The sequence below is a fragment of the Candidatus Terasakiella magnetica genome (assembly GCF_900093605.1).
GTDB classification, from domain to species: Bacteria; Pseudomonadota; Alphaproteobacteria; order Rhodospirillales; family Terasakiellaceae; genus Terasakiella; species Terasakiella magnetica.
The window spans coordinates 81,479-107,209 of the sequence record NZ_FLYE01000044.1 but is presented as its reverse complement, the minus strand read 5'-3'; the positions used below and the strand labels follow the sequence as shown (position 1 = coordinate 107,209).

26 protein-coding genes and 1 tRNA gene are annotated in these 25,731 nt (G+C 45.8%); 19 read left to right on the top strand and 8 right to left on the bottom strand.

Annotation, left to right across the window (positions count from 1 at the left end; all coding sequences use genetic code 11):
- The first annotated feature begins 10 nt into the window (after positions 1-10).
- Both MTBPR1_RS12680 and MTBPR1_RS12675 read left to right on the top strand, forming a co-directional pair.
- Positions 11-595: an ABC-type transport auxiliary lipoprotein family protein gene (locus tag MTBPR1_RS12680; RefSeq protein WP_069189385.1), complete on the top strand. Its 585-nt coding sequence runs from the start codon at positions 11-13 to the stop codon at positions 593-595.
- A gap of 5 nt (positions 596-600) precedes the next feature.
- The gene (locus MTBPR1_RS12675; protein WP_083223079.1) at positions 601-1,941 is read left to right on the top strand and encodes a class I SAM-dependent RNA methyltransferase; all 1,341 of its coding nucleotides are present in this window, start codon (positions 601-603) and stop codon (positions 1,939-1,941) included.
- An 89-nt stretch (positions 1,942-2,030) separates the two neighbouring features.
- Here MTBPR1_RS12675 and MTBPR1_RS12670 read toward each other — a convergent pair whose 3' ends face one another.
- The gene (locus MTBPR1_RS12670) at positions 2,031-2,969 is read right to left on the bottom strand and encodes a radical SAM protein (protein WP_069189383.1); all 939 of its coding nucleotides are present in this window, start codon (positions 2,967-2,969) and stop codon (positions 2,031-2,033) included.
- 174 nt (positions 2,970-3,143) lie between these two features.
- Between MTBPR1_RS12670 and MTBPR1_RS12665 the strand changes: the two genes are divergently transcribed.
- Positions 3,144-4,145: a response regulator gene (locus MTBPR1_RS12665; protein WP_069189382.1), complete on the top strand. Its 1,002-nt coding sequence runs from the start codon at positions 3,144-3,146 to the stop codon at positions 4,143-4,145.
- Between the two features lie 7 nt (positions 4,146-4,152).
- On the opposite strand, the gene MTBPR1_RS12660 is transcribed toward MTBPR1_RS12665, so the two are convergent.
- Positions 4,153-4,548, bottom strand: coding sequence for a bacteriohemerythrin (locus MTBPR1_RS12660; RefSeq protein WP_069189381.1), 396 nt, complete (start codon positions 4,546-4,548; stop codon positions 4,153-4,155).
- 195 nt (positions 4,549-4,743) lie between these two features.
- On the opposite strand from MTBPR1_RS12660, the gene MTBPR1_RS12655 reads away from it, so the two are divergent.
- Together MTBPR1_RS12655 and MTBPR1_RS18160 are read left to right on the top strand one after the other, a co-directional pair.
- Positions 4,744-4,817 (top strand) — tRNA-Gly (locus MTBPR1_RS12655).
- Between the two features lie 566 nt (positions 4,818-5,383).
- Positions 5,384-5,920: a site-specific integrase gene (locus MTBPR1_RS18160; RefSeq protein WP_165602672.1), complete on the top strand. Its 537-nt coding sequence runs from the start codon at positions 5,384-5,386 to the stop codon at positions 5,918-5,920.
- 163 nt (positions 5,921-6,083) lie between these two features.
- On the opposite strand, the gene MTBPR1_RS18005 is transcribed toward MTBPR1_RS18160, so the two are convergent.
- Entirely contained in the window at positions 6,084-6,374 is a 291-nt protein-coding gene (locus tag MTBPR1_RS18005) for a DUF6626 family protein (RefSeq protein WP_126465225.1), read from the bottom strand.
- A 118-nt stretch (positions 6,375-6,492) separates the two neighbouring features.
- Between MTBPR1_RS18005 and MTBPR1_RS12645 the strand changes: the two genes are divergently transcribed.
- Positions 6,493-7,095 carry a hypothetical protein gene (locus MTBPR1_RS12645; protein ID WP_069189379.1) on the top strand — a complete coding sequence of 201 codons (603 nt, stop codon included), beginning with the start codon at positions 6,493-6,495 and terminating at the stop codon, positions 7,093-7,095.
- A 174-nt stretch (positions 7,096-7,269) separates the two neighbouring features.
- Here the strand turns inward: MTBPR1_RS12645 and MTBPR1_RS18000 are convergent, their stop codons facing one another.
- Complete coding sequence (locus MTBPR1_RS18000; RefSeq protein WP_126465223.1) at positions 7,270-7,602, bottom strand: hypothetical protein; 333 nt, start codon at positions 7,600-7,602, stop codon at positions 7,270-7,272.
- A gap of 123 nt (positions 7,603-7,725) precedes the next feature.
- Here MTBPR1_RS18000 and MTBPR1_RS12635 point away from each other — a divergent pair, with 123 nt between their 5' ends.
- A complete protein-coding gene (locus MTBPR1_RS12635; protein WP_069189377.1) occupies positions 7,726-8,289 on the top strand; it encodes a tyrosine-type recombinase/integrase in 564 nt (187 codons plus the stop codon).
- Here the strand turns inward: MTBPR1_RS12635 and MTBPR1_RS12630 are convergent.
- Both MTBPR1_RS12630 and arsB read right to left on the bottom strand, forming a co-directional pair.
- Entirely contained in the window at positions 8,286-8,576 is a 291-nt protein-coding gene (locus MTBPR1_RS12630; protein ID WP_069189376.1) for a hypothetical protein, read from the bottom strand. The genes MTBPR1_RS12635 and MTBPR1_RS12630 overlap by 4 nt on opposite strands.
- A 398-nt stretch (positions 8,577-8,974) precedes the next feature.
- Positions 8,975-9,991, bottom strand: a complete 1,017-nt coding sequence (arsB, locus tag MTBPR1_RS12625; protein WP_069189375.1) for an ACR3 family arsenite efflux transporter — start codon at positions 9,989-9,991, stop codon at positions 8,975-8,977.
- Between the two features lie 690 nt (positions 9,992-10,681).
- Here arsB and MTBPR1_RS12620 point away from each other — a divergent pair.
- The 11 genes from MTBPR1_RS12620 (at position 10,682) to MTBPR1_RS12570 (ending at position 21,162) form a co-directional block, all read left to right on the top strand.
- Positions 10,682-11,683, top strand: coding sequence for an ABC transporter substrate-binding protein (locus MTBPR1_RS12620; protein ID WP_069189374.1), 1,002 nt, complete (start codon positions 10,682-10,684; stop codon positions 11,681-11,683).
- Positions 11,684-11,751: 68 nt separating this feature from the next.
- Positions 11,752-12,651 carry an ABC transporter permease gene (locus MTBPR1_RS12615; protein WP_069189373.1) on the top strand — a complete coding sequence of 300 codons (900 nt, stop codon included), beginning with the start codon at positions 11,752-11,754 and terminating at the stop codon, positions 12,649-12,651.
- Positions 12,644-13,822 (top strand): quaternary amine ABC transporter ATP-binding protein, encoded by a 1,179-nt coding sequence (locus MTBPR1_RS12610; RefSeq protein WP_069189372.1) that lies wholly within the window; start codon positions 12,644-12,646, stop codon positions 13,820-13,822. Before MTBPR1_RS12615 ends, MTBPR1_RS12610 begins: the two co-directional genes overlap by 8 nt.
- 69 nt (positions 13,823-13,891) lie before the next feature.
- A complete protein-coding gene (locus MTBPR1_RS12605; protein WP_069189371.1) occupies positions 13,892-14,431 on the top strand; it encodes a shikimate kinase in 540 nt (179 codons plus the stop codon).
- A 94-nt stretch (positions 14,432-14,525) separates the two neighbouring features.
- Positions 14,526-15,029 (top strand): hypothetical protein, encoded by a 504-nt coding sequence (locus MTBPR1_RS12600; protein WP_069189370.1) that lies wholly within the window; start codon positions 14,526-14,528, stop codon positions 15,027-15,029.
- A gap of 2 nt (positions 15,030-15,031) precedes the next feature.
- Complete coding sequence (locus MTBPR1_RS12595) at positions 15,032-15,901, top strand: phytanoyl-CoA dioxygenase family protein (protein WP_069189369.1); 870 nt, start codon at positions 15,032-15,034, stop codon at positions 15,899-15,901.
- 102 nt (positions 15,902-16,003) lie between these two features.
- Positions 16,004-16,468: an Hsp20 family protein gene (locus tag MTBPR1_RS12590; RefSeq protein ID WP_069189368.1), complete on the top strand. Its 465-nt coding sequence runs from the start codon at positions 16,004-16,006 to the stop codon at positions 16,466-16,468.
- 167 nt (positions 16,469-16,635) lie between these two features.
- On the top strand, positions 16,636-16,869 hold the full coding sequence (locus MTBPR1_RS12585) for a DUF1150 family protein (RefSeq protein ID WP_069189367.1): 234 nt from the start codon (positions 16,636-16,638) through the stop codon (positions 16,867-16,869).
- Between the two features lie 239 nt (positions 16,870-17,108).
- Complete coding sequence (locus tag MTBPR1_RS12580; protein ID WP_069189366.1) at positions 17,109-18,872, top strand: outer membrane beta-barrel protein; 1,764 nt, start codon at positions 17,109-17,111, stop codon at positions 18,870-18,872.
- A 187-nt stretch (positions 18,873-19,059) separates the two neighbouring features.
- On the top strand, positions 19,060-20,421 hold the full coding sequence (locus tag MTBPR1_RS12575) for a class II 3-deoxy-7-phosphoheptulonate synthase (RefSeq protein ID WP_069189365.1): 1,362 nt from the start codon (positions 19,060-19,062) through the stop codon (positions 20,419-20,421).
- 159 nt (positions 20,422-20,580) lie between these two features.
- On the top strand, positions 20,581-21,162 hold the full coding sequence (locus tag MTBPR1_RS12570; protein WP_069189364.1) for a hypothetical protein: 582 nt from the start codon (positions 20,581-20,583) through the stop codon (positions 21,160-21,162).
- A 4-nt stretch (positions 21,163-21,166) separates the two neighbouring features.
- Here the strand turns inward: MTBPR1_RS12570 and MTBPR1_RS12565 are convergent, their stop codons facing one another.
- On the bottom strand, positions 21,167-22,627 hold the full coding sequence (locus tag MTBPR1_RS12565) for a DUF294 nucleotidyltransferase-like domain-containing protein (protein ID WP_069189363.1): 1,461 nt from the start codon (positions 22,625-22,627) through the stop codon (positions 21,167-21,169).
- A gap of 198 nt (positions 22,628-22,825) precedes the next feature.
- Here MTBPR1_RS12565 and MTBPR1_RS12560 point away from each other — a divergent pair, with 198 nt between their 5' ends.
- Positions 22,826-24,793, top strand: coding sequence for a sodium:solute symporter family protein (locus MTBPR1_RS12560; RefSeq protein ID WP_069189362.1), 1,968 nt, complete (start codon positions 22,826-22,828; stop codon positions 24,791-24,793).
- Here the strand turns inward: MTBPR1_RS12560 and MTBPR1_RS12555 are convergent.
- Complete coding sequence (locus MTBPR1_RS12555; RefSeq protein WP_083223077.1) at positions 24,790-25,680, bottom strand: DMT family transporter; 891 nt, start codon at positions 25,678-25,680, stop codon at positions 24,790-24,792. The two genes, MTBPR1_RS12560 and MTBPR1_RS12555, sit on opposite strands and share 4 nt — an antisense overlap.
- Between the last annotated feature and the right edge of the window lie 51 nt (positions 25,681-25,731).

Below are 25,731 nucleotides of genomic sequence, written 5' to 3'. Positions count from 1 at the left end.
GAGAAACAAAATGAAAAACACCCTGCTCACCTCTCTCGCTTTTGGCGCCAGTGCGTTTTTACTGGCAGCTTGCGCCCAGCCTGAATTGCCCCAAGACAATTATTATCGCCTGAATGTGAAAACACCAACCTCAGGCATGGTCAAACTGGATGGCGTGTTAGAGGTAGAACGTTTTCGCGCCGATGGTCTGATTTCGGGTCGCCCCATTGCCTATAGTGAGGGCAAGGGCCACCTTTCAGAATATCATTATCATTTCTGGGTGGAGCCACCTGTTGACCTGCTGCAAGACGCTATGGTCAAATTCTTGCGCGCTGCCAACCTTGCCAAACATGTGGTCACACCTGAGCTGCGCATGGATGAGCATTACCTGCTCACCGGAAAGATCAAACGTTTAGAGCGTGATCTTGCCAGCCGTGATAAAGTCGCCGTTGAGATTGAGATTGGCCTAAAGCGCACATCCGATGATAAAATTATCGTGCTAAAAACCTATGCAAGAGAATTAGTGCAAAGCGATAGTGGCGTTAATGGGGCTGTTGCTGCTATGAATGCGGCCCTTTCAGATATTTATGCTGAATTTCTTAATGATGTGAGATAAAGCCTGTGCCTCGTCCGTTTTCCACGCGCCGCCGATCGCGCCCCAATACGACCAAAACTAAAAAACCATCCCTGCCCAAAGAATTGATGGAAGTTTCCATTTATAGCGTTGGCGCAAAAGGTGATGGCTTGGGCCGTGATGATACAGGCCATGATTTTTTTGTGCCCTATACGGTTGAAGGCGATGTGGTGAAGGTGCGCGTTACCGATAAGCGCCAAGATGCCTATATTGGTGAGGTGAAAGAAATCATCACCCCCTCAACCCACCGCATTGAGGCACCTTGCCCGCATTATACCAAATGCGGTGGTTGTAACCTGCAACATATGGATGAGCATTATTATCACGAATGGAAAACCCACAAGGTGATCGATATCATCCGTCGCAGTGGCATCATTCATGAAATGGAACCGGCCTTTTTTGGTAAACCGTCTGCGCGCAGACGTGCCTCTTTTGCGGTGATGAAAAAAGGTAAAAAAATCATCTTTGGCTTTAATGCCCGTTCCAGCCATCGCATTGAAGAAATTGGAAACTGCCTGTTGCTCACACCTGAGCTGAATGCCCTGATTACGCCATTGCGTGAACTTTTGCCCAAGATCATGAAACAGGAAGGCCGCGGTGATATTATCATCAACTTCCCGCTTGAAAGCAGTGATATCGTCTTTTCCCTGCCCGGTCGCCTTGAATTTAAAGCCCATGAACATCTCATGGCTTTTGTTGAAAAACATAATGTCGGGCGGGTTTCATGGCGCGAAAATGGACGGGGTGAGCCTGATACCATCGCACAACACTGCGCTGTGACCACCGAATTTTCCGGTTCTTCTATTGAGCTTCCCCCAGCCCCGTTTTTGCAACCCAGTAAAGAAGGCGAGCAAGCCCTTGTGGATTTTGCCCTTAGTGCGCTTAATGGGGAGAAAAAGGTCCTTGACCTTTATGCAGGCTGTGGCAGCTTCACCTTTGCCTTGGCAACCAAATCCATCGTCCACGCCGTTGAAAGCAATGGCGCTGCCCTTAAAGCCTTGGAACTCTCTGCCGGGCGCGCAGGCATTGGTGGGCGCATCACAACAGAGGTGCGCGACCTTGATCGCCAGCCTTTAATGGGTAAAGAGCTTGCCAAATATGATGCGGTTCTCTTTGACCCGCCCCGCGCAGGCGCACGCGAACAAGCCGAAGCCTTGGCTGAAAGTGATATCAAGCTGATCATCGCCATTTCATGTAATCCCGCCACCTTTGGGCGCGATGCAGCAGCCTTGCTTAATGGTGGCTATGAGCTTGAAAAGATCATGCCTGTGGACCAGTTTACATGGTCTGATCATGTGGAAGTTGCTGCTATTTTCCGCAGACCTTAAGGCCTGTTTAAGCGCGCGAGTAACCAGTGTGCATAATGTATCTGGTGCAAGACGTTGTGCGATTGAATTTCACGCCAAAATAACAAAAACTAGGCTTTGGAACAGGACCCGCCGCCTAAAACGCAGAATTTGGCACAATGGGGGTGGTTTAGCTTAACTTCTTTATCTGCCTTTGAAAGCTCAGCCCCCATCTCAAACTTTTCATCATAGGGCAAGAGTGTACAGGGCACGACCACGGGATGGTCTGCGCCTTTGCGCTTGATGATCATACGTGAGGTCGCACACATCATGGCCTCGGGCTGCACCCCAACAATATCCCAACAGGCCACGGTAATTTCCGGCACCTCTGCCTGTTCATCCATTTCAGGAAAGAGAACCAGCCCCATGGGGTCTTGTGCATCTACAGGGATATTTTCCCGCACAAACATCTCACCATAGCCTGCGCGTTCACTCGCTTCATCCTCATGCCAGACCGTGCGCCCGGCAATGGCGAGTTTGAAACCATTTTGCGCAAGCCATGATAAACCTTCAATCATTGGGTCCCATGACCCTTGCCCACGCAAAGACTCATGGTCCTCTTTTAGGTAATGATCAACAGAGACCCGCACGCCCAGTTTATCCCCATAGGTTTCTTTCAGGCCAAGAAGCTCAGCCTTTTTCTGATGTAAGGGCTTCATGGCATTGCTCAGCACCAGTACTTCAAACCCACGCTCCAGACACGCGGTTAAAATAGGGATAATATCCGGGTTCATAAACGGCTCGCCCCCGGTCAAACCGATTTCACGCACATCCATGTGATGGTCCGCAATTTCATCCAGATAGCTTTCCACCTCACTCAAGGTGATATAAGCAAGGCTATCATTTTTCGGACTGGATTCCATATAACAGCCCTGACAGGTGATATTACACAGACTGCCCGTATTAAACCAAAGCGTATGAAGATGGGTAAGCCCCACCAACGCGCGGGTTTCCCCCTTGGCCGTAATATCGGGATGTTCGAATTTTTGATACTGAAGCGTGCTATCCACAAGCCTGTCCTTTAATGCGGGTCGTTACCATACTTATAGATGTACCCCCAGAGACAGAAAAGACCAATTCAAAAAAATGTGAAGTGTCCCTTCCGAAATGATGTATGATCCTATATTAGAAAAGGCAAGAGCGGATTTTCTCTTTATCCGTGCATGATGAAATAGGTAAAAAAAGTGAAAGATTTAAGCTTCACAAATGTCAGAATGGCACTTGGCGAACCCAGCCTTGAAACAAGGCGGGCCTTGTCTGCTGTCCTACATCAAAAAGGCTTTCACGATATTATTCCAGCTGCCAGCCTTGAGACGATTGTTGATAGCGTCACAACAGACCGCGCAGACCTTATCGTCTGTGATGCCCATATCGAAGGGGGCGATCTCTATCAGTTGGTGCATGACATTCGCCATGGTAAAATCGGCTCAAACCCGTTTTTAGTCATCATCATTCTTGCAGACCAGCCCGATGTTGAATTGGTTAAAAGACTTGTTGATGCGGGCGTTGATGATATTTTAACCAAACCCATCACCGCGGGTAAATTTGCAGATCACATCATTCATCTTAGTAAACACCGCAAAGATTTTGTTGTCACCGTTGATTATATCGGACCGGATCGTCGAAAAGACGGCCCGCGCCCCGGTACACAAGTCATCCCGACCATTAAAGTTCCCAACCCTTTGCAAGATATTACATCGGGCAGTAACCTCAATAAAATCAAACACGAGATTGAAGACGCCAAGAGAAAGATCAACGAGCAACAGGTAGAACGCCTCGCCTATCAGGCCTGTTATCTCTCAGACCATCTGGTCAGCGCTTATGATAGTGAGCCCGATAAAGAAGTCGTGCCTATGATCACGCGCCTTGAGGCCGTGACATCCGAGTTAGAGGAAAAACTGCCTCTCTCATCATACGCCCATGCGCGCAAACCCTGCTCTCAACTCTTAGATATGGCCCATCGCTTACATCGTGAGCCTCTCAATCCCAAGGCCGAAAATGTGCAACGGCTGTCCGTCCTCTCACAGGAACTTCATGACCTGTTTGTTCAGATCAATCCAGATGCCTTTCCTGAAAAAGCGCATGAAGGTCAGGATAACCAAGACGATTATGACAATTCTGCGCCATTTGATGAGTCGATCCTGTCGCAGGAAGAATTGTTTAAGCGCCTAAATACGATGGAATAAAAACGCCTTAAGATAGATACGGCTTAAACTTGGCATCTTCTTTTGCAATATGGTTTTCCACCCATTCCACCATTTTTTGCAAAACTTGTATTTTATCGGGGCGGTCTTCATCTTTAAAGGCGAGATAAAGATCATGAAAAATCTGGCGGTATTTTTCATGCAAAAGCTTATGGCTCAACAACTCGCTAAACCCACGATCTTCAAAAAGCTGTTCTTCATAATCCATATGGGCATAAAGGTGTGACGCCAGTTCAGCCAAAACAAAATCACTGTCAGGGCCCTCTTGCGCGGATGTATCCATCGCCGTGGAAAGTTCATTTATCAATTGCACGAGCACTTTATGCTGCTGATCTAATGATGGCTCCCCAAGAAGAAAAGCATCATCCCATTGTAATATCGTCATTATCACACCAAAATACTCTGAATAGTTGAGCTAATTATTACACAATAAAACAAAAAACGTAAAGACCTCTCAACCATCTTCTTCCATAGCATTCATTTTTATAGCGTAATACGAGTATGATAAGACAGAATATATCTTTCATGTTTTTTTGTTGAAGCGACAGGCCAGATCGGATAAAAGCACCAGAGACAAAAAGCGGGCGTAGTTCAATGGTAGAACGACAGCTTCCCAAGCTGTACACGAGGGTTCGATTCCCTTCGCCCGCTCCAGCTTTTTTCTCATTATATATCAATGACTTATAGGTCCATTTTTTCTGGATTTTGCTGGCATTTTTTTTGATTTTTTTCTATTTTTGAATCACTTTTGAATCACCAAGGTGTTTTAATCAGTGGCTACGGTCAGGCGGCACGGTAAAAAATGGCAAGGAATCGTGAGACGCAAGGGTTGTAAATCCAGCGTTAAAAGCTTTGCCAGGAAGTCAGATTTGATGAGGTGGGTTCGTTCAGAAGAGACAACCATAGACGCACTACAGAATGGTGATGACCACAGGATTTTGGATGAGTTGTCATTGGGTGATTTATTGGTCAGATACCGTGATGCAGTATCACCCATCAAGAAGTCGTATCGGCACGAACGCAACCGCATAAACTTAATCCTACGTCACCCAATCACGCAGTTAAAACTATCAGAACTTAACAGTGGATATTTTGCAAGATACCGAGATGACCGACTACGCACCACAGGACCGCAGAGCGTTCGCCACGAGCTAAACACATTCAGTATTGTTATACGCACAGCCAAGATTGATTGGTCCATTCCAATCCATAGCGTTTGGTTGGATGATATTCGTAAGCCTAAGATACCAGCAGCACGAGATAGACGGTTGATGGGTGATGAGTATGAACGATTGATGATTGCCGCGAAGGACAGCTTATCAATCCATATGCCCAACATTATTGAGTTCGCCATTCAGACAGGAATGAGGATTGGTGAAATAGCCAGTTTGGAATGGTCCAACATATCGCTACACCAACGCATAGCGCATTTGCCAGATACCAAGAATGGAACGAGCCGTGATGTTCCATTGAGCACGACAGCCGTTCAGGTGTTGTCGCAGCAACACGGCTATAATGATGACCATCCATTTCCAATCACCAAGCACGGTATCGGTGCAGCATTTAGGAAGATATGTAAAAGCGCAGGCATTAAAAATCTACGGTTCCACGATTTGAGGCACGAAGCTATCAGCCGATTATTTGAACACGGTTTAGCCATTCCAGAAGTAGCGTTGATATCGGGGCATAAGGACTTTAGAATGTTGGCACGATATACCCATTTGAAGGCACAGAATATCGTTCATAAGTTGGGCTAAATAACAGTTCAATGTATAGATAGTGAGACACGCTTATGAACGACTTAGACCAACAAGACATAGACCAAGACTACCGAATGCCAATGTTGCCAGCCCGTGATGAATGTTATTCAGAGCAGATTGAGTTGAGGTTGATGGCTATGGGGTTGCTACCAACGCCTAATCAAGATGACGATAAAGCTTTGTCATAAACAGCAATGGATAAATCCATAGCCAGTTGTTTGAGTTCTTCACCAGCGACCCTACCAACATTTGAAGCCAGTAGATTATTCGCAGTTTTATCCACCGATGCAGTCAGAACAATCATTGTCGGCAATGGTAAATCTTTTCCACGCGCACGATATGACCGAGCATAACTTTCACATTTTTTAAGATACCTTTTTGAGTAATCATTCCAGCCAGAGACCAACCCGCATTCCTTTAATATGGTGAATGTATAGTTCAGATAGTTCATTTTTTATTCCATTGTTTTGAGCTACTTTTGTAGCAATCATCATAAATACGATTGTTAAATATTGAATAGCAGGTCAGCCATTTGGTATTATACAAGATAACAATGGTATTTATTAAAAATGAACAACAATAAGAATAAAAAATGGGAAGACTACGAAGGGAATATTCCTAAAGAACAATCCTACATTAACAATAAACGACTACGGTCCGACCTTATAGAATGGTTGAACAATGAGGGTTGGGGCAACGCTTTAGCTTATACATTCACCTTTCCAAGCGGTGATAAAAACCGTGAATGGGTGATGAATATGACGAAGATATTTTTCAACGCTATAGATAAAAAAGTTTATGGCGGTCATTCACGGCATAGGAAGCCCCGACGGTGTCAGCGTATCAATGCTATTGAGCACGGTGCTAATAATAACAACTATCATATTCACGGCATCATAAAAGTTCCGTCCAACGGGTTCGCCAATAAAGCATTCACGAACATTGACCGCTTTAGATTGATGATGGGTGAAGTATGGGAATCAACGGTTCCATTCAATCGTGATATCACGCCATACCGTTATCAGATTGAAGAACCCAATAATCCAACATTGGGTCATTCACCCGAACAATGGATAACCTATTTTTCTAAAACGATGACGAAGCTAAACCCCGAAGCCATATGCTTAAACACGCTATGGCAATGCAATGACGATGGGAAGTCATTGACCTAAAAAACGAAGATAATACACGGTTGTTTAAGGTATCGCACCGTGTTCATTTTCATATATATCAACTTAAAAAATGCTATCAATGGGTAGTGTTTATTGGAAGGTATTATCTAAAACCTAAAAACAATGCAGAGACAACAATCATTAAAAAGAGTCTAACTATAAAGTTAATAATATTCAGAATGATTTCTTAATATAGTTCATAGCCAACTTATCAATATGAGATTGATTTTTGAGTTCGTCAGCAGCAGCTAAATCAGTTTCAGATGAATCAGAACCAGTTCCATACATAACACCCAAGAGCTTTGATTTTTTGAGGTCCAATCGCTTTTGGCGTTTTTTGAGCAAGTTCATTTTGCGCAATCCACGCAATGTAATCTTTGCCATTTTCTTTTTGTCAGTTCGTATTGTTTTTTTGGATGGGTCATAGTGGATACCATTTCCACAGCTATGACCAAGTATTTCATATAATCGCATACCAGTATTTATTAAGTATAAAAATGTTATCATTTGTATCTTTGCTATAAATCACGCAGTAATACACAGGTTTTGTCAGTATAGTTTGTATATACATCTTAATAATGTTATAATACACTTAATAAAATGAAGTAGTGAATGGTTTGGATTTAAGTTATGAGCAAGCAAGCTAAAGTATTAAGCGAACAAGAAGTGAAGCAAGTGTTGGCGATGATTGCCACGAACCGCCACGCCGAACGCAACCGTGCAATATTTATGTTGAGTTATTTAGCAGGCTTAAGAGCGATTGAGATTGCGTCATTACGTGTATCAGACATTGCCGTAGATGATAAAGTTCAAGACCGCATTGTCCTTAACAAGACACAGACCAAGGGTAATGACGCGCGGGTCATTTTTGTATCAGACAAGTTGCGCAAGGAACTTAAATCATATTTGGAATCAATAACCGTTCGCGTTGATAGCCAGCCGTTATTTTTTGGTCAGAAGGGTTCATTCAGCCGCCATAGCATTTGTATGCTATTGGGTCGCATCTATGAGCAAGCAGGTATCAAGGGTGCCAGTAGCCATTCAGGTCGTCGCACATTCGCCACGACCTTAGCCGATAAAGGTATTGGTATTCGTGTAATCCAACGATTGATGGGTCATAGCCATATCAGTACGACCGCCCAATATGTTGATGTTCGTGATTCACAGTTGGAACAAGCCGTGCAGTTGATTTAGATATTTGGGAACTTATGTTGAACCGCTTTCACTATGAGTGATTGGAGTTCCATTCCAACTACCTTTGCTTTGTCATAATCTTTATCGGCTACATAGCCTTTGAACTTTGGAATCAAGGTTTCGTAGTCAGAACGGCAGCTATCACAACAATCAAGTATGATATCTTTGAAGTCAGCCATAGCTTTATCAACATTCCAATGACCATTATGCTCACCAATAACACCCTCGGTCATTTGGTTATATTGATAAGCCCATTCATCAAGAATCTTAATACCGTCAGTTGGCACACCTAAACCCTTATATGATTTATTAACCCCATTCTACGCCATTTATGGCATACTCCATTTTGTTCTATCAAGAACAACCAGAAGCCACATTATAAATATTTTATTAGATTAGTGGCATCACTTATATGGGTTAATACCTTTGGAATATTTTTGAATCATTTTTTTGATTTTTTATTTCTATTTTATGATTTCATTTTAGCTAACACTTTGATTCTAAAAGGTGAATAAGAGTGTAAAAAAGACAATAGAATCAACAGTTTATTCCCAAGCTGTACACGAGGGTTCGATTCCCTTCGCCCGCTCCAGCTTTTCCAAAATATCACATGTAAGACATTGAGGTTAAACAGTTCATATTGTTTAAAGGCTCATAGTGATGTCTAAAGTGATGCCTAAAGCCACTATTCAAACCAATGTTTCGTCTTATTGGCGATGAATACCAAAGATAACATAACTGGGACTTCTACCAGCACGCCCACCACGGTTGCCAATGCCGCACCCGAATGTAAGCCAAACAGAGAAATTGCTACAGCAACGGCAAGCTCAAAGAAATTTGATGTTCCGATCAACGCAGCAGGAGCAGCAATATTATGGGACAGCTTCAATGCCTTTGCCCCAAGATATGCAATGATAAAGATTCCATAGGTTTGCAGTGTTAATGGTATTGCTATTAGAAAAATTGTCTGAGGTTGGGCAATGATGGTTTCTGCTTGAAAGCCAAACAGAAGAATCACCGTTGAGAGCAACCCTACGACTGACCACGGTTTAATTTTTTGAACAAAATTTGTCAGACGATCTTCATCATCTCTGCGCTCTAATTTCTTGCGGGTAACGACCCCCATCAACAATGGAAATACGACATAAAGAATGACCGACAGTAGCAATGTTTCCCATGGGACGTGAATATCAGTTACACCAAGTAAGAATGCTGCAATGGGGGCAAAGGCAAAGACCATGATAATGTCATTTACCGAGACTTGCACCAAAGTGTAGTTCGGATCACCTTTGGTCAGTTGGCTCCATACAAAAACCATGGCAGTGCATGGAGCAACCCCTAATAAAATCATGCCTGCGATATATTGTTCAGCCGATTGTGGATCGACCCAATCTGCAAAAAGAACCTTGAAGAACAACCACCCCAAACCAGCCATAGTGAAGGGTTTAATCAACCAATTGATGATGACCGTGAGAACCAGACCTTTGGGTTTTCGTCCAATGTCTTTGATCGACGAAAAATCAATTTGCACCATCATAGGATAAATCATCACCCAGATGAGGACCGCCACAACAAGATTTACATGAGCAAATTCAAGGGCTGCAATAGCTGAAAATACGGGCGGAAATAGATTTCCCAACAACACACCTGCCAAAATACACAGGCCAACCCATATGGTTAAGTATCGTTCAAATAGCCCCATCAAAGTGCCTCATTTCTTTTAGACGGTATATGGTAAGAGCATTCTCTCTACCCTTAACTTCAATACGACTAATTTGCTAGGTTTAAGCTGTGTTCGCAATCAACCCTAATGGTAATACGGGGTTTTATAACTTTAGCTTATACGAATTTATCTAATTAATTTAACCACAACAGGATGAACCTTCCTGAATAGGTGGACAAGGCTAAACTCACAAAGCAAGTGAAATTGATACATGTAGGAGACAGCAGAATCACTTAAAGATCGACTTCGCCCACTCCAGTTCTTTTATTCTCTGAAAATTACATCTATTTTAACCCAACAAAAGCTCAGCTTATTGTTTGGCATTTTCACGCCCCTAAAGCCATACTTCGCAAAACAAGTAACCATCTAAGTATAAAAAAACAAATTGAAATAAATTAAATACTCATAAGTAAAAGTAAGGTTTTTATTTGGTAATTAAATCATTAATAAAACAAAAAAAAACGCATTTCACCAAAAACAATACTTCATAATAACTATTGCATTAAATAAACATTATGTAATTTGATTAACAACACCAATGCGTCAATTATAATTTCATATATTGATTATTGACAGACTGCCTGTAAGCTCCTAGCTTTTATTTATCTGCGAACCCCTTATGAGTGGTTCGCTTTTTTATTAGAAAGAAAAATAACAGGGAGACGGCTAATGAAGAAGATGATGATTGGGGCAATGAGCCTTGTGGCAGCACTGGCCACATCACAAGCGGCTGAAGCTTGTGGCAAAGTCACCATTGCAGATATGAACTGGAGCTCAGCTGAGCTTATGGCCAATGTGGATATGTTCATTCTGAAAAATGGCTATGGCTGTGATGCCGAGCTGGTTCCCGGTGATACAATGCCAACAGGAACGTCCATGATTGAAAAAGGCGAGCCTGATGTGGCGCCTGAGATGTGGACAAACTCTTTCCCGCAAATCTTTAAAGATGCCGGTGAAGGTAAGAAACTGCGCATTGCGGGCAAATCCCTGTCTGATGGCGGTGAAGAAGGTTTCTGGGTGCCGGAATATCTGGTCAAACAAAACCCTGAACTGGCTACAATCGAAGGCATCATGAAAAATGCCAAAATGTTTAAACACCCAGAAGACCCAGATCTTGGCGCTTTTTATGGCTGCCCGGCGGGTTGGGGTTGCCAAATTTCTTCCGGTCACCTGTTTAAATCTTTGAAACTGGCTGATGCGGGTTTTGATTATGTTGATCCAGGTTCAGGTGCTGGCTTATCCGGCTCTATTGCCAAGGCTTACACTGGTGAAAAACCATGGTTTGGCTATTACTGGGCCCCAACGGCTGTGCTGGGTAAATATAAAATGGTCATGGTTGATTTCGGCTCTGGTGTAGATGCTGAACATTTCAAAGGCTGCCTATCCCAAAAAGATTGTGAAGAGCCAAAAACATCCATGTATCCGCCTTCACCGGTTTACACGGTGACTGCAAGCGACTTTGCAAGCAAAAACCCACAAGCCTATGACTATTTCACCAAACGTTCGTTTACCAACGCACAGATGAACGAACTGCTGGCCTGGAAAGAAGAAGAACAGGCTGATGGTGGTATTGCGGCTGAGCATTTCATCAAAAATTATGAAGCAATCTGGAGCAAATGGGTCTCTGGTGATGCGGCTGCAAAACTTAAAAAAGCAGCAAATAACCTTTAAAACATTAAGGCTCCATCCTTCGCGGTGGGGCCTTTTTTCTTTTATATAAATCGAATTGAGACAGACTGATGGCTGAAAAATCTTGGCTCACCGACTTCCCGCAAATGGCGCGTAGCGACCTTATCGCCATTCGTAAAGGGCTGGATGGGGCCTATCGCGACTTTTCACGATCTTACGGGGATATTATTGAAAGTATCTTTGATCCTTTACTCTATTTCCTTGTCTGGTTTGAAAAACTCCTGCTCGCCACACCATGGTGGGTGGTTTTGATCGTCATCACCGCCTTGGTCTATCTGGCGTCTCGTTCGTGGAAAATGTCGGGCGCTGTTATCGTTGCCTTCCTTGCCATTGGCTATTTTGGCATGTGGGATAACACCATGCGCACCATGAGCATCATTGTGGTCTGCACCTTTATCTCCATTGCCGTGGGCATCCCCATTGGCATTATGATGGCGCGCTCTGATCGGGTGCAGGCCATTGTCACGCCAATCCTTGATATCATGCAGACCATGCCGGCCTTTGTGTATCTCATCCCTGTGGTGATGTTGCTGGGTATCGGTAAGGTGCCCGGTGTTATCGCCGTTGTGATCTATGCCATCCCCCCTGTTATTCGCCTCACCAACCTTGGTATTCGCCTCGTTGATAAAGAGGTATTAGAGGCCGCAACCGCTTATGGCGCAAGCAAGGCGCAACGCCTGTGGGAAGTGCAGCTTCCCCTTGCCATGCCCACCATTATGGCGGGCATCAACCAAACCATTATGATGGCCTTGGCCATGGTGGTGATTGCCTCCATGATCGGGGTTAAAGGGCTTGGTCAACCTGTTTTAAAATCCATTACCAACCAGTATTTCACCATGGGCTTGCTCAATGGTCTTGCCATTGTAGTCCTTGCCATTGTTTTTGACCGTGTGACACAGGCTTATGCCAAACGCACCCAAAAACATTTAGGAGACAATCAACATGCCTGAGTGTTTGATTAAAATTGAAGGCCTCTACAAACTGTTTGGCAACACACCAAAACAGTATATGGAGCTCGTCCATCAAGGGAAATCCAAAGATGATATTCTGGCTGAAACGGGCCACACTTTGGGCTTAAAAGATATCAACCTTGATATTAAAAGAGGTGAAATTTTCGTGATTATGGGCCTGTCGGGCTCTGGTAAATCAACCTTGATCCGCCACTTCAACCGCTTGATTGACCCAACAGAAGGTAAGATCATTGTTGAGGGCAAAGACGTCATGGATTTTTCCGCCAAAGAGCTGGAAACCTTTCGCCGTCATAAAATGTCCATGGTCTTTCAACGTTTTGGCCTGATGCCTCACCGCACGGTGATTGAGAATGTAGCCTATGGCCTGTCTGTTCAAGGTGTTGATAAAACCACGCGTGAAACAAAGGCTAAAGAATGGTTAGAGACTGTTGGCTTAGCGGGATATGAAGATCAATATCCAAGCCAGCTTTCTGGTGGGCAACAACAACGCGTAGGCCTTGCCCGCGCGCTCTGCACAGATGCTGAGATTTTGCTGATGGATGAGGCGTTTTCCGCCCTTGATCCGCTTATTCGCTCCGAAATGCAGGACCAGCTAATTGAGTTGCAGGAAAAACTCCATAAAACCATCGTCTTTATTACCCACGATCTGGATGAAGCCCTGCGCCTTGGTGATCGCATTGCCATTTTAAAAGATGGTGAACTGGTCCAACAAGGTGCACCAGAAGAAATCCTGCTCAACCCGGCAACCGATTATGTGGAAGCTTTTGTAAAAGACGTTAACCGCGCCCGTGCGCTTACCGTTGAAACGGTGATGAAGCCACCTGCGTGTCGCATCACGGCAGAAACCATTGGTGAAGCCCTTATCCAAATGAAAAAGGAAAAGGGTGATTATGGTTATTACGTCAATGATGACGGCTATCAAGGGGTGATTTTACAAGAAACGCTGGAAGATGCACCACAGGGTGATTATGGCAACAAGCTGTGTAATGACATTTACGAGCAGGTTGACCCCATTTCACCAGATAGCGTGCTTGAAGAAGTCATCCCCGATACATTGGATACGGACTTCCCACTGCCTGTGGTCAATGATAATGGTGACCTCAAAGGCCAGCTGTCGCGCTCTTCTTTGGTGAAGGTCCTAAGCAGTTAAGTTTTGCTTGTGCTGCATTGCAATATCGCTTAAGGGTTACGCCCAGTTACCATTGAAGGAAAACCTGTCATGAATATTATTTTGATCGGTATGCGCGGGGCTGGGAAATCCAAAATTTCACGCCGCCTGAGTGTTTTGACAAAGCGCGATGTTTTATCATCTGATCTGTTGATCCAATATGATAATGCAGGAAAATCCATACCGGAAATTCTGGCAGACAACGCTGGCGACTGGCGCGCCTTTCGCGATATGGAATATGCCACATTGCAGAAAATCTGTGCATTGGATGGTAACATCATTGACTGTGGTGGCGGCATCATCGTTGATGTAGATGAAGATGGTAGCGAGATTTATTCAGAGCGCAAGATCGAGCTTTTGCGCCAAAACGGACGTATTGTCTGGCTTAAAGGCGATATCCCCCGTTTAGCTGCCAAAGTAAAAGGCGATGCCAAACGCCCATCATTATCAGAAACCAAATCAGCCGAAGAAGTCATGATGCGCCGTTTGCCTTTTTATGAAAAGGCCGCCGACATCATCATCGATATTGAAAACCTCTCTAAAAAAGAACTTACCGCACAGGTTCATGAGGAAATTAGCAAATATCTTTGATAAGGGTCATTTGATCCTGTTGATAAATCGGGTAGTGTAAAAGCCTCACTCACCCTCTTCCTTGCTTTGGCAAGCTTATAAAGGTTCGGCTTTGATGAAAAAAACACTCCGCATATTCAGCATGGGATGCCTCCTTGCTTTAAGCGCCTGTGGTGAACCCGCGCCCGTGACCTGGAATGCCAACCTTGATGTGGACTGCAAGCCACAAGACCCGTTAGACAAAGCCTATGCGACCCTATCCACAAAGAAATTCTGGCGCGAGCAAGAATATGATATGGGCACCTTAAAAAAAGCTGGCGAGAAAAACCTGAGCATGAGCCGCACCGTCCTTGATGATAGCCGCGGCCAAAAAGGCGAATATTTTCAACGCGCCCAAAAAGCCGCCCGCGACCTAGGTTTGAGTGGGGCTGCACAACGCGCCCATGTGAAAGAAAATATGGACCGCTATGATGCAGAAGTTAAAGACATTGAAATGCGCATCAAATATCAGGAAAACGCCTTAAGCTGGGTGCGCAAATGCACCACTGCCGTCCATGCTGAATTGCGCAAATTAAGCCTTTCCCCTGTTGAATATGATCCTGAAAAACGCCCCAGATAACAATGGCTCTTCCCACTGATAAGCTGCTTGATCTTTCTTATTGGAAAGAGCTCAATCCGCATTTAACCGTCTCTCAAAAGCCGACCTTCAATACCCCGATTAAAATGGGGCAGGACCAGCTTGAGCAAATTTCAGATACCATTCACCATGATGGCTATCTTCACCAGCCGCCTGTTTTTGCTGATCAAGATATCTCAGCCTTGCGTTTGGGTATTGAAAATTTGGTTGAAGCTGGATGGCCCGCGGCCTTTATCTATGTCTATGATGAGACATGGGATTTATTTCATCAGCTTGATGAATTTCTCTCCCATTTCTTAGGCGATGACTTTGGCCTGCTTCCCCATTTCTGGGCATGGCATATTGATAAGGATGACAAAGGCGCAACCTCCGGCTGGCCGCCCCATGTGGACTATCCCGGTGAATGTGCTTTTTTTGATGATTTCCTTGTCAGCCTGTCTTTATGGATTCCCCTGACAAATGCCACGCCTGAAAATGGCTGCATGAATATCCTGCCGCTTTCGCGCCAAAAAGAATATGAAAGAGAAATCAAAGAGCCCAGCGATATCTTGCTCCAAGATGTGCGCTGCCTACCTGCCCCATCGGGCTCACTTCTTGGTTGGCGCCAAGACCTGTGGCATTGGTCAGGACGCAGCTCACGCTATGCCAAAGAGCCGCGTATTTCTTTGTCTTTAGAGTTTCAGAATCGAGCATTTGAGCCTTTATGCCCGCCTTTGTTTGACCTCACGACCCCGCCTGAACCTGAAAAACGCATTCGTTTGATCTGTGGTCAATTTGGAAAATATGATCATATGGAACGCGTTGTTGAAGAATTAGAAATAGCCGGGCGCAAAATCGGCATTACCGAGGCTTGACTCTTGCGCCAATCCTGACGACATTAGAGCCATAGCTTGTGGTGCCTATGATAGGGCTGCAAGGACGATACAGATCTCTCGCTTTGATTAAAGGAGACACCTATGCCTCGACTGTCGGTTTTTAACAGTCCCCTACTGTTGGGTTTTGACCATTTTGAACAGGTGCTTGACCGCGTGTCCAAATCCTCTGCTGAAGGCTACCCGCCTTATAATATTGAACAAACCGCACAAAACAGCTTGCGCATCAGCTTGGCTGTGGCTGGGTTTTCCATGGATGACCTTGCGGTCACCATTGAAGATAACCAACTGATGGTGCGCGGCAAAAACACCCAAGATGATAGCGACCGCATTTTCATCCACCGCGGCATTGCTGCACGTCAGTTCCAGCGTAGCTTTGTCCTGGCTGAAGGGGTTGAAGTCACCGCTGCGCGCCTTGAAAAAGGGCTCCTGCATGTGGATTTGGTTTTACCGATTCCCGAGACCCAAGTGCGCAAAATCCCCATTGAGGATATGGAACGCCCCGATGTTCCTGCCAATGCCAAAACCATTGATGTACAACCCGAATAAGAACATTACACTGTCCTTATCACCCTTTTGTGATCGTTTTTTTAGCCTTTTGTAGCAATTTCTTGCTATACTGAGTCTTGTGAACGTACCTGACTTACAACAGAAGGTGACGTAAGGCAGGCTATAATGAACGACATACATGGTGTCGAACAAGAATAGAGGCCGCCATGACCAACTATATATTTAGTGAAGAGCACGCGCTGATTTCTTACACGCGCGAAGAAGCCCATAAAGCGTTCGAACACGAACGTCTGGCTTATGTTATTGAAGAAACTGTCGAAGGAACGCCGGGATTTTCCATCTATAGCGGAACCGGTGAACATTTGGGTCATACCGACACCAGAGACATCGCCTTTGCCACCGCCTTCCAATACGACATGCATGCCCTGAGTGTGCATTAAAAGTCTGAGCAAAAGTATTTATAATATCTCATAGCTTTTACATCTTTTTGCATTCCTCAAAAAAAGGACGCGCAGTGATGTTAAGATGCTTTGTTGTGCGCGAAAGACACCTTGGCTGATTAAACCAAAACCACTCACAACTCTGAGCTTACAAGGCAATTCCCCCTTAATAAGTTGACTCTTATACTCACATCACTTAGAGGTTATTCTAAATAAAACTATAAATTGAGGGTAATAGAATGAAGAAAAGCCGCTTATTGCTGAGCGCAAGCCTGTTGGTACTTGCTACATCCACGGCTCATGCTGATGAGAATCTATTACCCAAAGATTTCTATGTTGGGGCTGGCTTCGGTATTCCAAAATTCTCTGGTGGTGAATCTGATGGTGCCTCCTCTGATGCGATTATTGGTTCCAATAGCGTAACCTTCAAAGGTTTTATGGGATATAATATTAACCCACATTTTGCAGTTGAAGCGGGATACATCTCAATGGGTAAAGCCCATGATGACGATACCTTGCATGACACAATGACTGCAAGTGCATGGGAACTCAATGCCTTAGGACGTGTCCCTTTAACGTCTCGATTTACAAGTTATGGTAAAATCGGTGCCGCTTTTGTTAAATCCAAACTCGAAGATGGCGGCGGTGACCCCGGTATGAGCACAGCTCATTCAACGGACCTGACCGTTGGCTTGGGCCTTGACTATCAAGCCAATGAAAACTTCACCATTCGCGCCGCATGGGATCACTATGAGGGAATGGGAGACATTAAAGGCACATCTGATGCAACAGGTACCTTGAATAACGATAGCGTTAGCTTGAACCTCATCCTCCATGGGGACCGCCCATTTGAAGAAGTTGCCCCGCTTGGTCAGGGTAGTGATAGTGGTTTTTATGTTGGTGGTGGCTTAGGCGTTGCTGACATTGATGGTCGCATTTGTGACCAAACCACTTCCGGCTGTGAAGATGCCAGCGCAGAAAATGAAGCCCAAGACACCGAGATGGCCTATCAAGGCTTTTTAGGCTATCAATATAACAGCTATCTTGCTTTTGAAGCTGGCTACCGCGACCTTGGTCAGTTTAACATTTATAACGATGCCCCATTTGACACCATTGATTTAACCATGTGGAATGCGGATGTTGTCGGGACCCTTCCGGTTACTGAACGTTTTGCCCTTCTTGGTAAAGCAGGTGCCGTTAAATATAAAATGACCCGCACAGACGGTGATGGCGGCTTCCAACGCTATACAAAAAATGGTTATAGCTATTCCCTCGGCCTTGGAGCCAGCTATCAGGTTAACAATAACATTAGCTTGCGCACAAACTATGACTTTTATCCTGATTTAGGAAGCAACGACGAGCTCAGTAATGGTCTAGAACCTGTTGGTGATGCATCTGTTTCAGTCCTAGGCTTAAATCTGATCTATCACATCAACCCAATGCGCCGTGATGACGTAGCGCCTATCCAAAATATGGATAATGATGGTATTTACGTGGCTGCAACGCTTGGCTTATCTGAATATAACGGAACTGAAGGCGCCTCTTCTGATTATGACACTGGCCGTGACCTGTCATATCAGGCTGTTCTAGGTTACCAGTTTAATGAAACTTACGGCGTTGAAGCAGCTTATGTTAACTTGGGTAAATCCCATGATGATGATAACTCTAATGAACGCGCCGAAGCCACTGTTGCAAGCTTGAGCGCCACATACAGTATCCCAATGACAGAGCGTTTTGTTCCTTTTGCCAAAGCTGGTCTAACGGCATGGCAAGTTAAGCGCGAACAGGATGATGCGGGTGCCAATACTCTTGAACGTGACAAAGGCACAGGTTGGACCGCTGGCTTAGGTGCAAAATATGCCCTTAGCGATAGTTTTGGTTTGCGTGCAAACTGGGACTTCTTGCCAAACCTTGGTCGCCTAGACGGTGTAAACCAAAGTGATAATGACACAGGTAAAGCTGATGTTCATAATATTTCTCTGGGTCTGTACAAACAGTTCTAAAGCAAATCACTTCTTTACCAAGATTGTTAAACACCCTGACATGAAACCATGTCGGGGTGTTTTCATAAGTGCATTTCACACAATTTTCATACTGAAAACCGTATTTCTTCTGGAATTCTTAACGAATCCCTTCTATACGGGATATTCTGAATATTTTAAGAACACTCGAATTTAAGGATTCCAGAACATGTCCCAGACTTGGACCCCAGATAGTTGGCGCAGCAAACCTATCCGTCAGGTGCCGACTTATACGGATGCGGATAAAGTTAAACAGGTTGAAGAGACCCTGTCTTCCTATCCTCCGCTGGTCTTTGCGGGTGAAGCACGCCGCCTGAAAGCCGAGCTTGGTCAAGTGGCCATGGGCAACGGCTTCTTGCTACAAGGTGGCGACTGTGCAGAATCCTTTGAACAATTCAACCCCAACAACATCCGCGATACCTTCCGCGTATTGTTGCAGATGGCTGTTGTTCTCACATTCGGTGCGTCTTGCCCCATCGTTAAAGTCGGCCGTATGGCAGGCCAGTTTGCCAAGCCGCGCTCAAGCGACATGGAAACACAAGGTGATGTCACCCTGCCAAGCTACCGTGGTGATGCGGTAAATGGGATCGAGTTTACGGAAGAAGCCCGCATTCCTAACCCTGATCGTTTGATCCAGATGTACAATCAGTCAGCCTCAACGCTGAACCTGATCCGTGCATTGGCGCAAGGGGGCTATGCCAACTTAAATAAAGTTCATAAATGGAACCTGAGCTTTGTTTCTGGCACACCAGAAGGCGACCGTTACAAAGACCTGTCTCAACGTATTTCCGATGCCCTGTCCTTTATGGATGCCTGTGGCATTAATGGCGAGACAACACCGTCTTTGCGCGAAACTGAATTCTATACCTCTCACGAGGCACTCTTGCTTAACTATGAGCAGGCCATGACCCGTGTAGACAGCACACGCGATGCTGAAGAATGGTATGACACTTCCGCCCATATGGTATGGATTGGTGAGCGCACACGCCTGTTAGACGAAGCCCATATTGAATATATGCGCGGCATTGCCAACCCTATCGGCTGTAAAGTCGGCCCAACCATGACGCCGGATGACTTGATCTCCCTGATCGATAAAGTGAACCCTGAAAATGAAGCTGGTAAGCTGACATTGATCACGCGTATGGGCGATGGCAAAATTGAAGAAGGCCTCGGCCCACTTCTAGAGCGTGTTAAAGCAGAAGGGCGTCATGTGGTTTGGGCCTGTGACCCAATGCATGGCAACACAGTTTCTGCTGAAGGTGGCTATAAAACACGTCACTTTGATCGCATCTTGGGTGAAGTCAAAGGCTTCTTTGCCGCACATAAAGCTGCTGGCACACATGCTGGTGGTGTTCACTTTGAAATGACTGGTCTGGACGTAACAGAATGTGTTGGCGGGACTTACGAAGTCAAAGAAGGTGATCTTGGCGATCGCTACCACACACAATGTGACCCACGCCTGAATGCAAACCAAGCACTGGAAATGTCCTTCCTGCTTTCTGATGCCCTCAAGGCTGAGCGCGACAGCTAATCGCCTCAACGTTTTTTTTAATGCCCCGTTCCTTTTTTATAAGGCACGGGGCTTTTTTATGTTCTGCCCCCTAACGACAGGCACCCAATATTACATTTATAATTTGACACATTCCCCTAGATAGATACTATCTAAAATAGTTTTCAAAGGGGAGAAACAATGCGTCTGTTTGCTGCAATATCTTGCTTACTTATACTTAGCGCCTGTGCCACAGATCACTGCGGCGTAAAAACCGTTAGTGGCAGGTGCCTTGGAAGTGGTGAGTATCAATATATTGATATTGAAGAGAGCCGCTTAACCAGCATCCCTGACATTAAAAAACGCATCAAAAAAGTTAAAGCACGCTCGCTCCATAGCCACTATCAAGAAGTAGTTTATCTCAACAATGGAGTTTTCCTTGCTGAGCGCTACTATCGTGGTGGCTTTTATGATTATTTCAGCGATGATAGATTCAGAAAATTTGCAGCCGCATGGACAGTCATAGGCAAAAAAATCGATCCCGATGAACTGAAAACAATCCATTCCAAAGAAGCCGTCACTTATGCTCTTTTTAATCGCGCCAATAAACAATGTATTTTTGGCAGGACACTGTTTGGTCACTCTGTCGAGCTAGAAGGTGGCTCAGGCAAGCAAGCTTTATTAACGGGCTTCATCTGCGTGCCTGAAAACTATGATAAAGATATTTTAGCCAAAGAATATATCTCTGGCGTGGGTAAAGTAAAACTAAAAGCAAACAGATAAACTCTTAATACACATCCCCCGTAAACTCCCCTTTCAGGCGCTTTCGAAACGACTCGATATGGCGAAGGGAGTTGATCAGGCTGTCTTTTTCCCGTTTGCTCAAGCGTCTGATTTTAACAAAGCGCGTCACGGGTTGCTTGCTTTCATATTCACGCACCTGACGTTTTAGGAGCAATTGGGTGATGAAGCGAAAGGCCGAGCTGAGATAATCGGCCTCATTCTCGCTCAAAGCTTTCGCCTCATGTAATTTCTCAATGCGTTTTAGGGTCGAGGTCTCACCAATCCCTGCCTTTAAGGACAACAGGCGCACCCCTTCAACCAAGGGCAAGAAGCCACGGTATTTTAAATCCACCATACGCTTGTGAGCTTCATCACTGGGGTCATCAATCAAGCGTCCAAACAGGTTAATGGCAACCCGGTGGTCGCGTTGAGCGTGATACATTTCCTGTAGGAAAAAGTGATTGGCCTGCACGGTTTGCAACACGCTCGCGCGCAAATCATCCGCCAATTCCACCTTCCCCCATACGGGTTGAAAATCAAAAAAGATATCGGCCAAGCGCAAGGCAACAGAATTGCGTTTTTTACCCCAGAGCTTTACCTGTTTGATCCATTGTGAAAGCGTTTTGCGCCACAGCGGATTTGTCGCCATGACATGACCTTCACAATAGGGAAAGCCAACCTCATTGAGGTCATCACACATACGTTTGGCAAGTTCCCGAAAGAAATGATCTACCCGATTATGGTCTTCATCGGGATAATCTTCCAAGATGAACCCATTATCCTGATCGGGATATAGATAGTTTTCCCCACGCCCGCCTGAGCCCATAACAATGGCGCAAAACTCAACAGGGGGTGCGCCCCAGCCTTCTGCCTCCATATGGGTGAGGTTTGCGGATATAATGCGCGCCACCGTATCATTATTTACATGGCTTAATAGGCGTTGGGTGAGCGAAGCCGCCACTTGATCTTTAAACATGTCATGGGCGAGTTCCACCTGCGCGTCTTTCACATCGCGTAAGCTTTCAAGGCTACCTTCTGCGCTTAAACGGTCAATCTGCTGCATAAAATGGCTAGAGGCCGCTTCCACAGCCTCTTTTAAATAGATCATGCCCACAGGCTGCATGGTCTCATCAACCACCACCAGTTCGCAAATTCCATAACGGCGCATGCGCCCGATGGCGTGATAGAGATATTCATGGGGCGCGATGGTCTGGACCTCTTTAACCATCACATCTTCAATCACGGTTTGCTCAGAGACTTTAAAGACAATCTTATTTAAAATATCTTCGCTGCGCAAAATGCCCGCCAGCTTGTTATGGGTGTCGCTCACCACACAACAGTGCGTCTTTTTATCAGACATAAGGGCGACCACATCGCAACAAGGCGTCCCCACAGACACAGCGGCCTCTGGCATATGCATGAAATCTTTCACGCGTTTTGAAAATATCTCGGTCTGGGATCGCATTTATATTCTTGCCCCTTACATCTGCGTCAAAAACTTCACGCAACATATCATGCCATTATATATGATTTGTTGCATTCCGTCTCACATTGCGTAACAATCGCTTCCACGCACTGAGGATCAAAAAAAAGAAACCAGTGCAATACAGGGGGGCCTCCTTATAAAAACAATACGGGCCCTTTGACTAGGGAGAATTTGGGTTTGAACGAGAAGCTTTTGTGGCTACTTGGGTTCGTGGCGTTGTACTGGGCCTATTGTATCTATCTTGGAATTCGTGGCGCACGTTTGGCGCGCACGGCAAGTGATTATTTTTTGGCGGGACGCAACCTGCCTGTGTGGGTTTTTGTCTTAGCCGCCACGGCTATTTCCTTTTCCGGCTGGACCTTTTTAGGCCACCCCGCGATGATTTATCGCGATGGCTTTCCCTATGCCTATATCTCGTTTTTCACCATTATGATCCCATTAACCGGGGTTATTTTCCTCAAACGGCAATGGATGCTGGGCAAGCGTTTTGGCTATGTCACCCCCGGTGAAATGCTGTCTGATTATTATAAATGCGATCGTATCCGTTTTCTCACCGTCATTGTCGCCGTTCTCTTCACTGTTCCCTTCATGGGGGTTCAGCTCGGGGCTGCGGGTTATTTATTTAACGTTCTGAGTGACGGGCTCATCAGCACCACTGTGGGCACGCTCTTGCTCGGCATGGCGGTTTTTCTCTATGTGGTTTATGGCGGCATGCGCGCGGTGGCTTATGCTGATAGCTTCCAATGTATCTTGCTCGCCGTTGGGGTCATCCTTACAGGCGGCATCGCCATTTATGCCATTGGCGGTGTTGAAAATCTGCTCATCAGTTTTGAAAGAATGGGCAGCTCTGAATTTGGCCTATGGGGGACAACCAAGGGCGCAGGTGGGGGTAATTATAACTCCTATCTTGCCGTTCCCGGTATCATGCAAGGGGTCAGCGGGGTTGAAGAAACCACCTATAACGGCGGGCCTTGGACGGGCATGATGATCCTGACCTTCCTTATGGCAATGATGGGGGTGCAAGCCTCCCCTGCCTTTTCCATGTGGAGCTTTGGTAACAACACGCCCAAGCCCTTTGCCCCGCAACAGGTCTGGGTATCCGGCCTTATTCTTGGTGGCTTGCTATTTATCGTTTCCATCGCCCAAGGTATGAGCACGCACCTTCTTGGCGCCACACCTTCACTGGCAGGCAGCGGTGTGCCCATTGATTGGAAACTGCCTACTGAAATCTCAGACATTCCTGATACCTTGGTGCCTTATATCCTTACCATCGTGCAAGATAACATGCCATGGCTTGTGGCCTTTCTGGGGGTTTGCGCTTTGGCAGGGATGCAGTCTGCGGGCGCGGCCTATATGTCCACTGCCGGGGCCATGTTGACGCGCGATGTTTATAAACACCGCCTACAACCCCAAGCCGGACATAGCATTCAAAAATTCGTTGCCCGCGTAAGCGTGCTTATCATCCTGCTTGCCGCCTTGGTCGTGGCCCTGACCAACAAAGACACACTTGTTTTGCTTGGCGGGATGGCGGTGGCCTTTGGTTTGCAAATGTGGCCTGCCCTATTGGGGGTCTGCTGGATTAAATGGTTTACCGCGCGCGGAGTAAGTGCAGGGCTTATCGTTGGGCTGCTCGCTGTATTTTTCACCGATAATTATGGCGTGGGCCTCCTCAATCTGATTGGGCTAGACCTATGGGGCCGCTGGCCTTTAACCATCCATTCCGGTGGTTGGGGCATTGCGCTCAACTTATTGGTCTGCATTGTGGTTTCTGCCACCTCGCAACAAGATGGCACGCGCGATCATAAATCCAAGTTCCATACCTTCTTAAAAGAACATGCCGGCCTTGCGCCCAATAAACGCAAGCTTATCCCGCTGGCATGGGGGGCAACGCTTATTTGGGTTTTCTTTGCCATTGGCCCGGGCGTGGTTGTGGGCAACGATGCCTTTGGGGCACCTGATGTGGGCCGTGATGGCTGGACCTTTGGCATCCCGTCTATCTGGGCATGGCAGATTATGTTCTGGTTGTTAGGCGTGGCTTTATTATGGTTCCTTGCTTACTTCATGGAAATGTCCACCGTGCCGGAGCAAGAAATTGAAGCCTTGAGCGAAGATATTGGTGATCCTGGTCTGGATGATGAAGACTAAGCCTTCGCCTTTTCCAACTTTGCTAATTTCGCCAGTTTTGCTTCACGGCGCACAATATAGATTGTCGCACTAAAAATGATGATCGCGCCAACCCATGCCCAAAGGTCTAAGGCTTCATTAAAGAAGAAATAGCCGATAAAGGTGGCAAAGATCATATGGCTGAAATTAAACGGCATGGAAACAGAAGCATCTGCGGCCTGCATGGCCTTTGCCATGGCGATCTGCCCGCTTGAGGCAAAAACACCCATGGCAACCAACCAGCCATAATGTTCAGCTTGCGGCCAGATCCAGACTGTGGAGGCCCCAATCAGGGAAAGCGGCGACATAAACAAGCCCATGTAAAACACAATCGCCATGGGATGTTCTGAACTTGTGAGATGCTTCACCGATAAAAGCGCACAGGCAATAAACACACTGGAGGCCAGCACAATCATGGTGCCTATTTCAATTTCCTGCAGGCCCGGGCGGATAATGACCAAGGCGCCAATAAACCCGACAATCAGCGCCATCCAACGATGAAGCCGCACGGTTTCCCCCAACACAAGGGCTGCGCCCAATGTGGTAAATAGCGGCACGGTAAAACCAAGGGCCGTGGCTTCAGAAAGCGGGATGAGTGTCACCCCTAAAAACCAGCATGACATGGCTGCGGTCCCAAACAGGGCGCGAATGCCATGCATCTTGATCCGTTTTGTTTTTAAGATGGAAAAACCCGCATGGGCAATAAAAGGCAGCATGAAAAGCCAGCCAAAGAAATTGCGAAAGAACACCATTTCAAGGGCGGGGATATGGGGAGATAAATGACGGATCATACCCGACAAGCACGCCATTGTTGCGCAAAAAAACACCATCCATAAGGCCGCGCGAGTCGTGGGAGAAATAGTTTCCATTAAAACTATTTAATACGGTATGGTTATTTTAGCCAGACTTTTTAAGAAAAG

Excerpts from the sequence above, each read along its gene's own strand:
- MTBPR1_RS12680 (WP_069189385.1), top strand. The coding sequence starts at position 11 with ATGAAAAACACCCTGCTCACCTCTCTCGCTTTTGGCGCCAGTGCGTTT.
- MTBPR1_RS12660 (WP_069189381.1), bottom strand. The coding sequence starts at position 4,548 with ATGACGATATTACAATGGGATGATGCTTTTCTTCTTGGGGAGCCATCA.
- MTBPR1_RS18005 (WP_126465225.1), bottom strand. The coding sequence starts at position 6,374 with ATGAACTATCTGAACTATACATTCACCATATTAAAGGAATGCGGGTTG.
- MTBPR1_RS12645 (WP_069189379.1), top strand. The coding sequence starts at position 6,493 with ATGAACAACAATAAGAATAAAAAATGGGAAGACTACGAAGGGAATATT.
- MTBPR1_RS18000 (WP_126465223.1), bottom strand. The coding sequence starts at position 7,602 with ATGATAACATTTTTATACTTAATAAATACTGGTATGCGATTATATGAA.
- MTBPR1_RS12635 (WP_069189377.1), top strand. The coding sequence starts at position 7,726 with ATGAGCAAGCAAGCTAAAGTATTAAGCGAACAAGAAGTGAAGCAAGTG.
- arsB (WP_069189375.1), bottom strand. The coding sequence starts at position 9,991 with ATGGGGCTATTTGAACGATACTTAACCATATGGGTTGGCCTGTGTATT.
- MTBPR1_RS12620 (WP_069189374.1), top strand. The coding sequence starts at position 10,682 with ATGAAGAAGATGATGATTGGGGCAATGAGCCTTGTGGCAGCACTGGCC.
- MTBPR1_RS12615 (WP_069189373.1), top strand. The coding sequence starts at position 11,752 with ATGGCTGAAAAATCTTGGCTCACCGACTTCCCGCAAATGGCGCGTAGC.
- MTBPR1_RS12610 (WP_069189372.1), top strand. The coding sequence starts at position 12,644 with ATGCCTGAGTGTTTGATTAAAATTGAAGGCCTCTACAAACTGTTTGGC.
- MTBPR1_RS12605 (WP_069189371.1), top strand. The coding sequence starts at position 13,892 with ATGAATATTATTTTGATCGGTATGCGCGGGGCTGGGAAATCCAAAATT.
- MTBPR1_RS12600 (WP_069189370.1), top strand. The coding sequence starts at position 14,526 with ATGAAAAAAACACTCCGCATATTCAGCATGGGATGCCTCCTTGCTTTA.
- MTBPR1_RS12595 (WP_069189369.1), top strand. The coding sequence starts at position 15,032 with ATGGCTCTTCCCACTGATAAGCTGCTTGATCTTTCTTATTGGAAAGAG.
- MTBPR1_RS12590 (WP_069189368.1), top strand. The coding sequence starts at position 16,004 with ATGCCTCGACTGTCGGTTTTTAACAGTCCCCTACTGTTGGGTTTTGAC.
- MTBPR1_RS12585 (WP_069189367.1), top strand. The coding sequence starts at position 16,636 with ATGACCAACTATATATTTAGTGAAGAGCACGCGCTGATTTCTTACACG.
- MTBPR1_RS12580 (WP_069189366.1), top strand. The coding sequence starts at position 17,109 with ATGAAGAAAAGCCGCTTATTGCTGAGCGCAAGCCTGTTGGTACTTGCT.
- MTBPR1_RS12575 (WP_069189365.1), top strand. The coding sequence starts at position 19,060 with ATGTCCCAGACTTGGACCCCAGATAGTTGGCGCAGCAAACCTATCCGT.
- MTBPR1_RS12570 (WP_069189364.1), top strand. The coding sequence starts at position 20,581 with ATGCGTCTGTTTGCTGCAATATCTTGCTTACTTATACTTAGCGCCTGT.
- MTBPR1_RS12565 (WP_069189363.1), bottom strand. The coding sequence starts at position 22,627 with ATGCGATCCCAGACCGAGATATTTTCAAAACGCGTGAAAGATTTCATG.
- MTBPR1_RS12555 (WP_083223077.1), bottom strand. The coding sequence starts at position 25,680 with ATGGAAACTATTTCTCCCACGACTCGCGCGGCCTTATGGATGGTGTTT.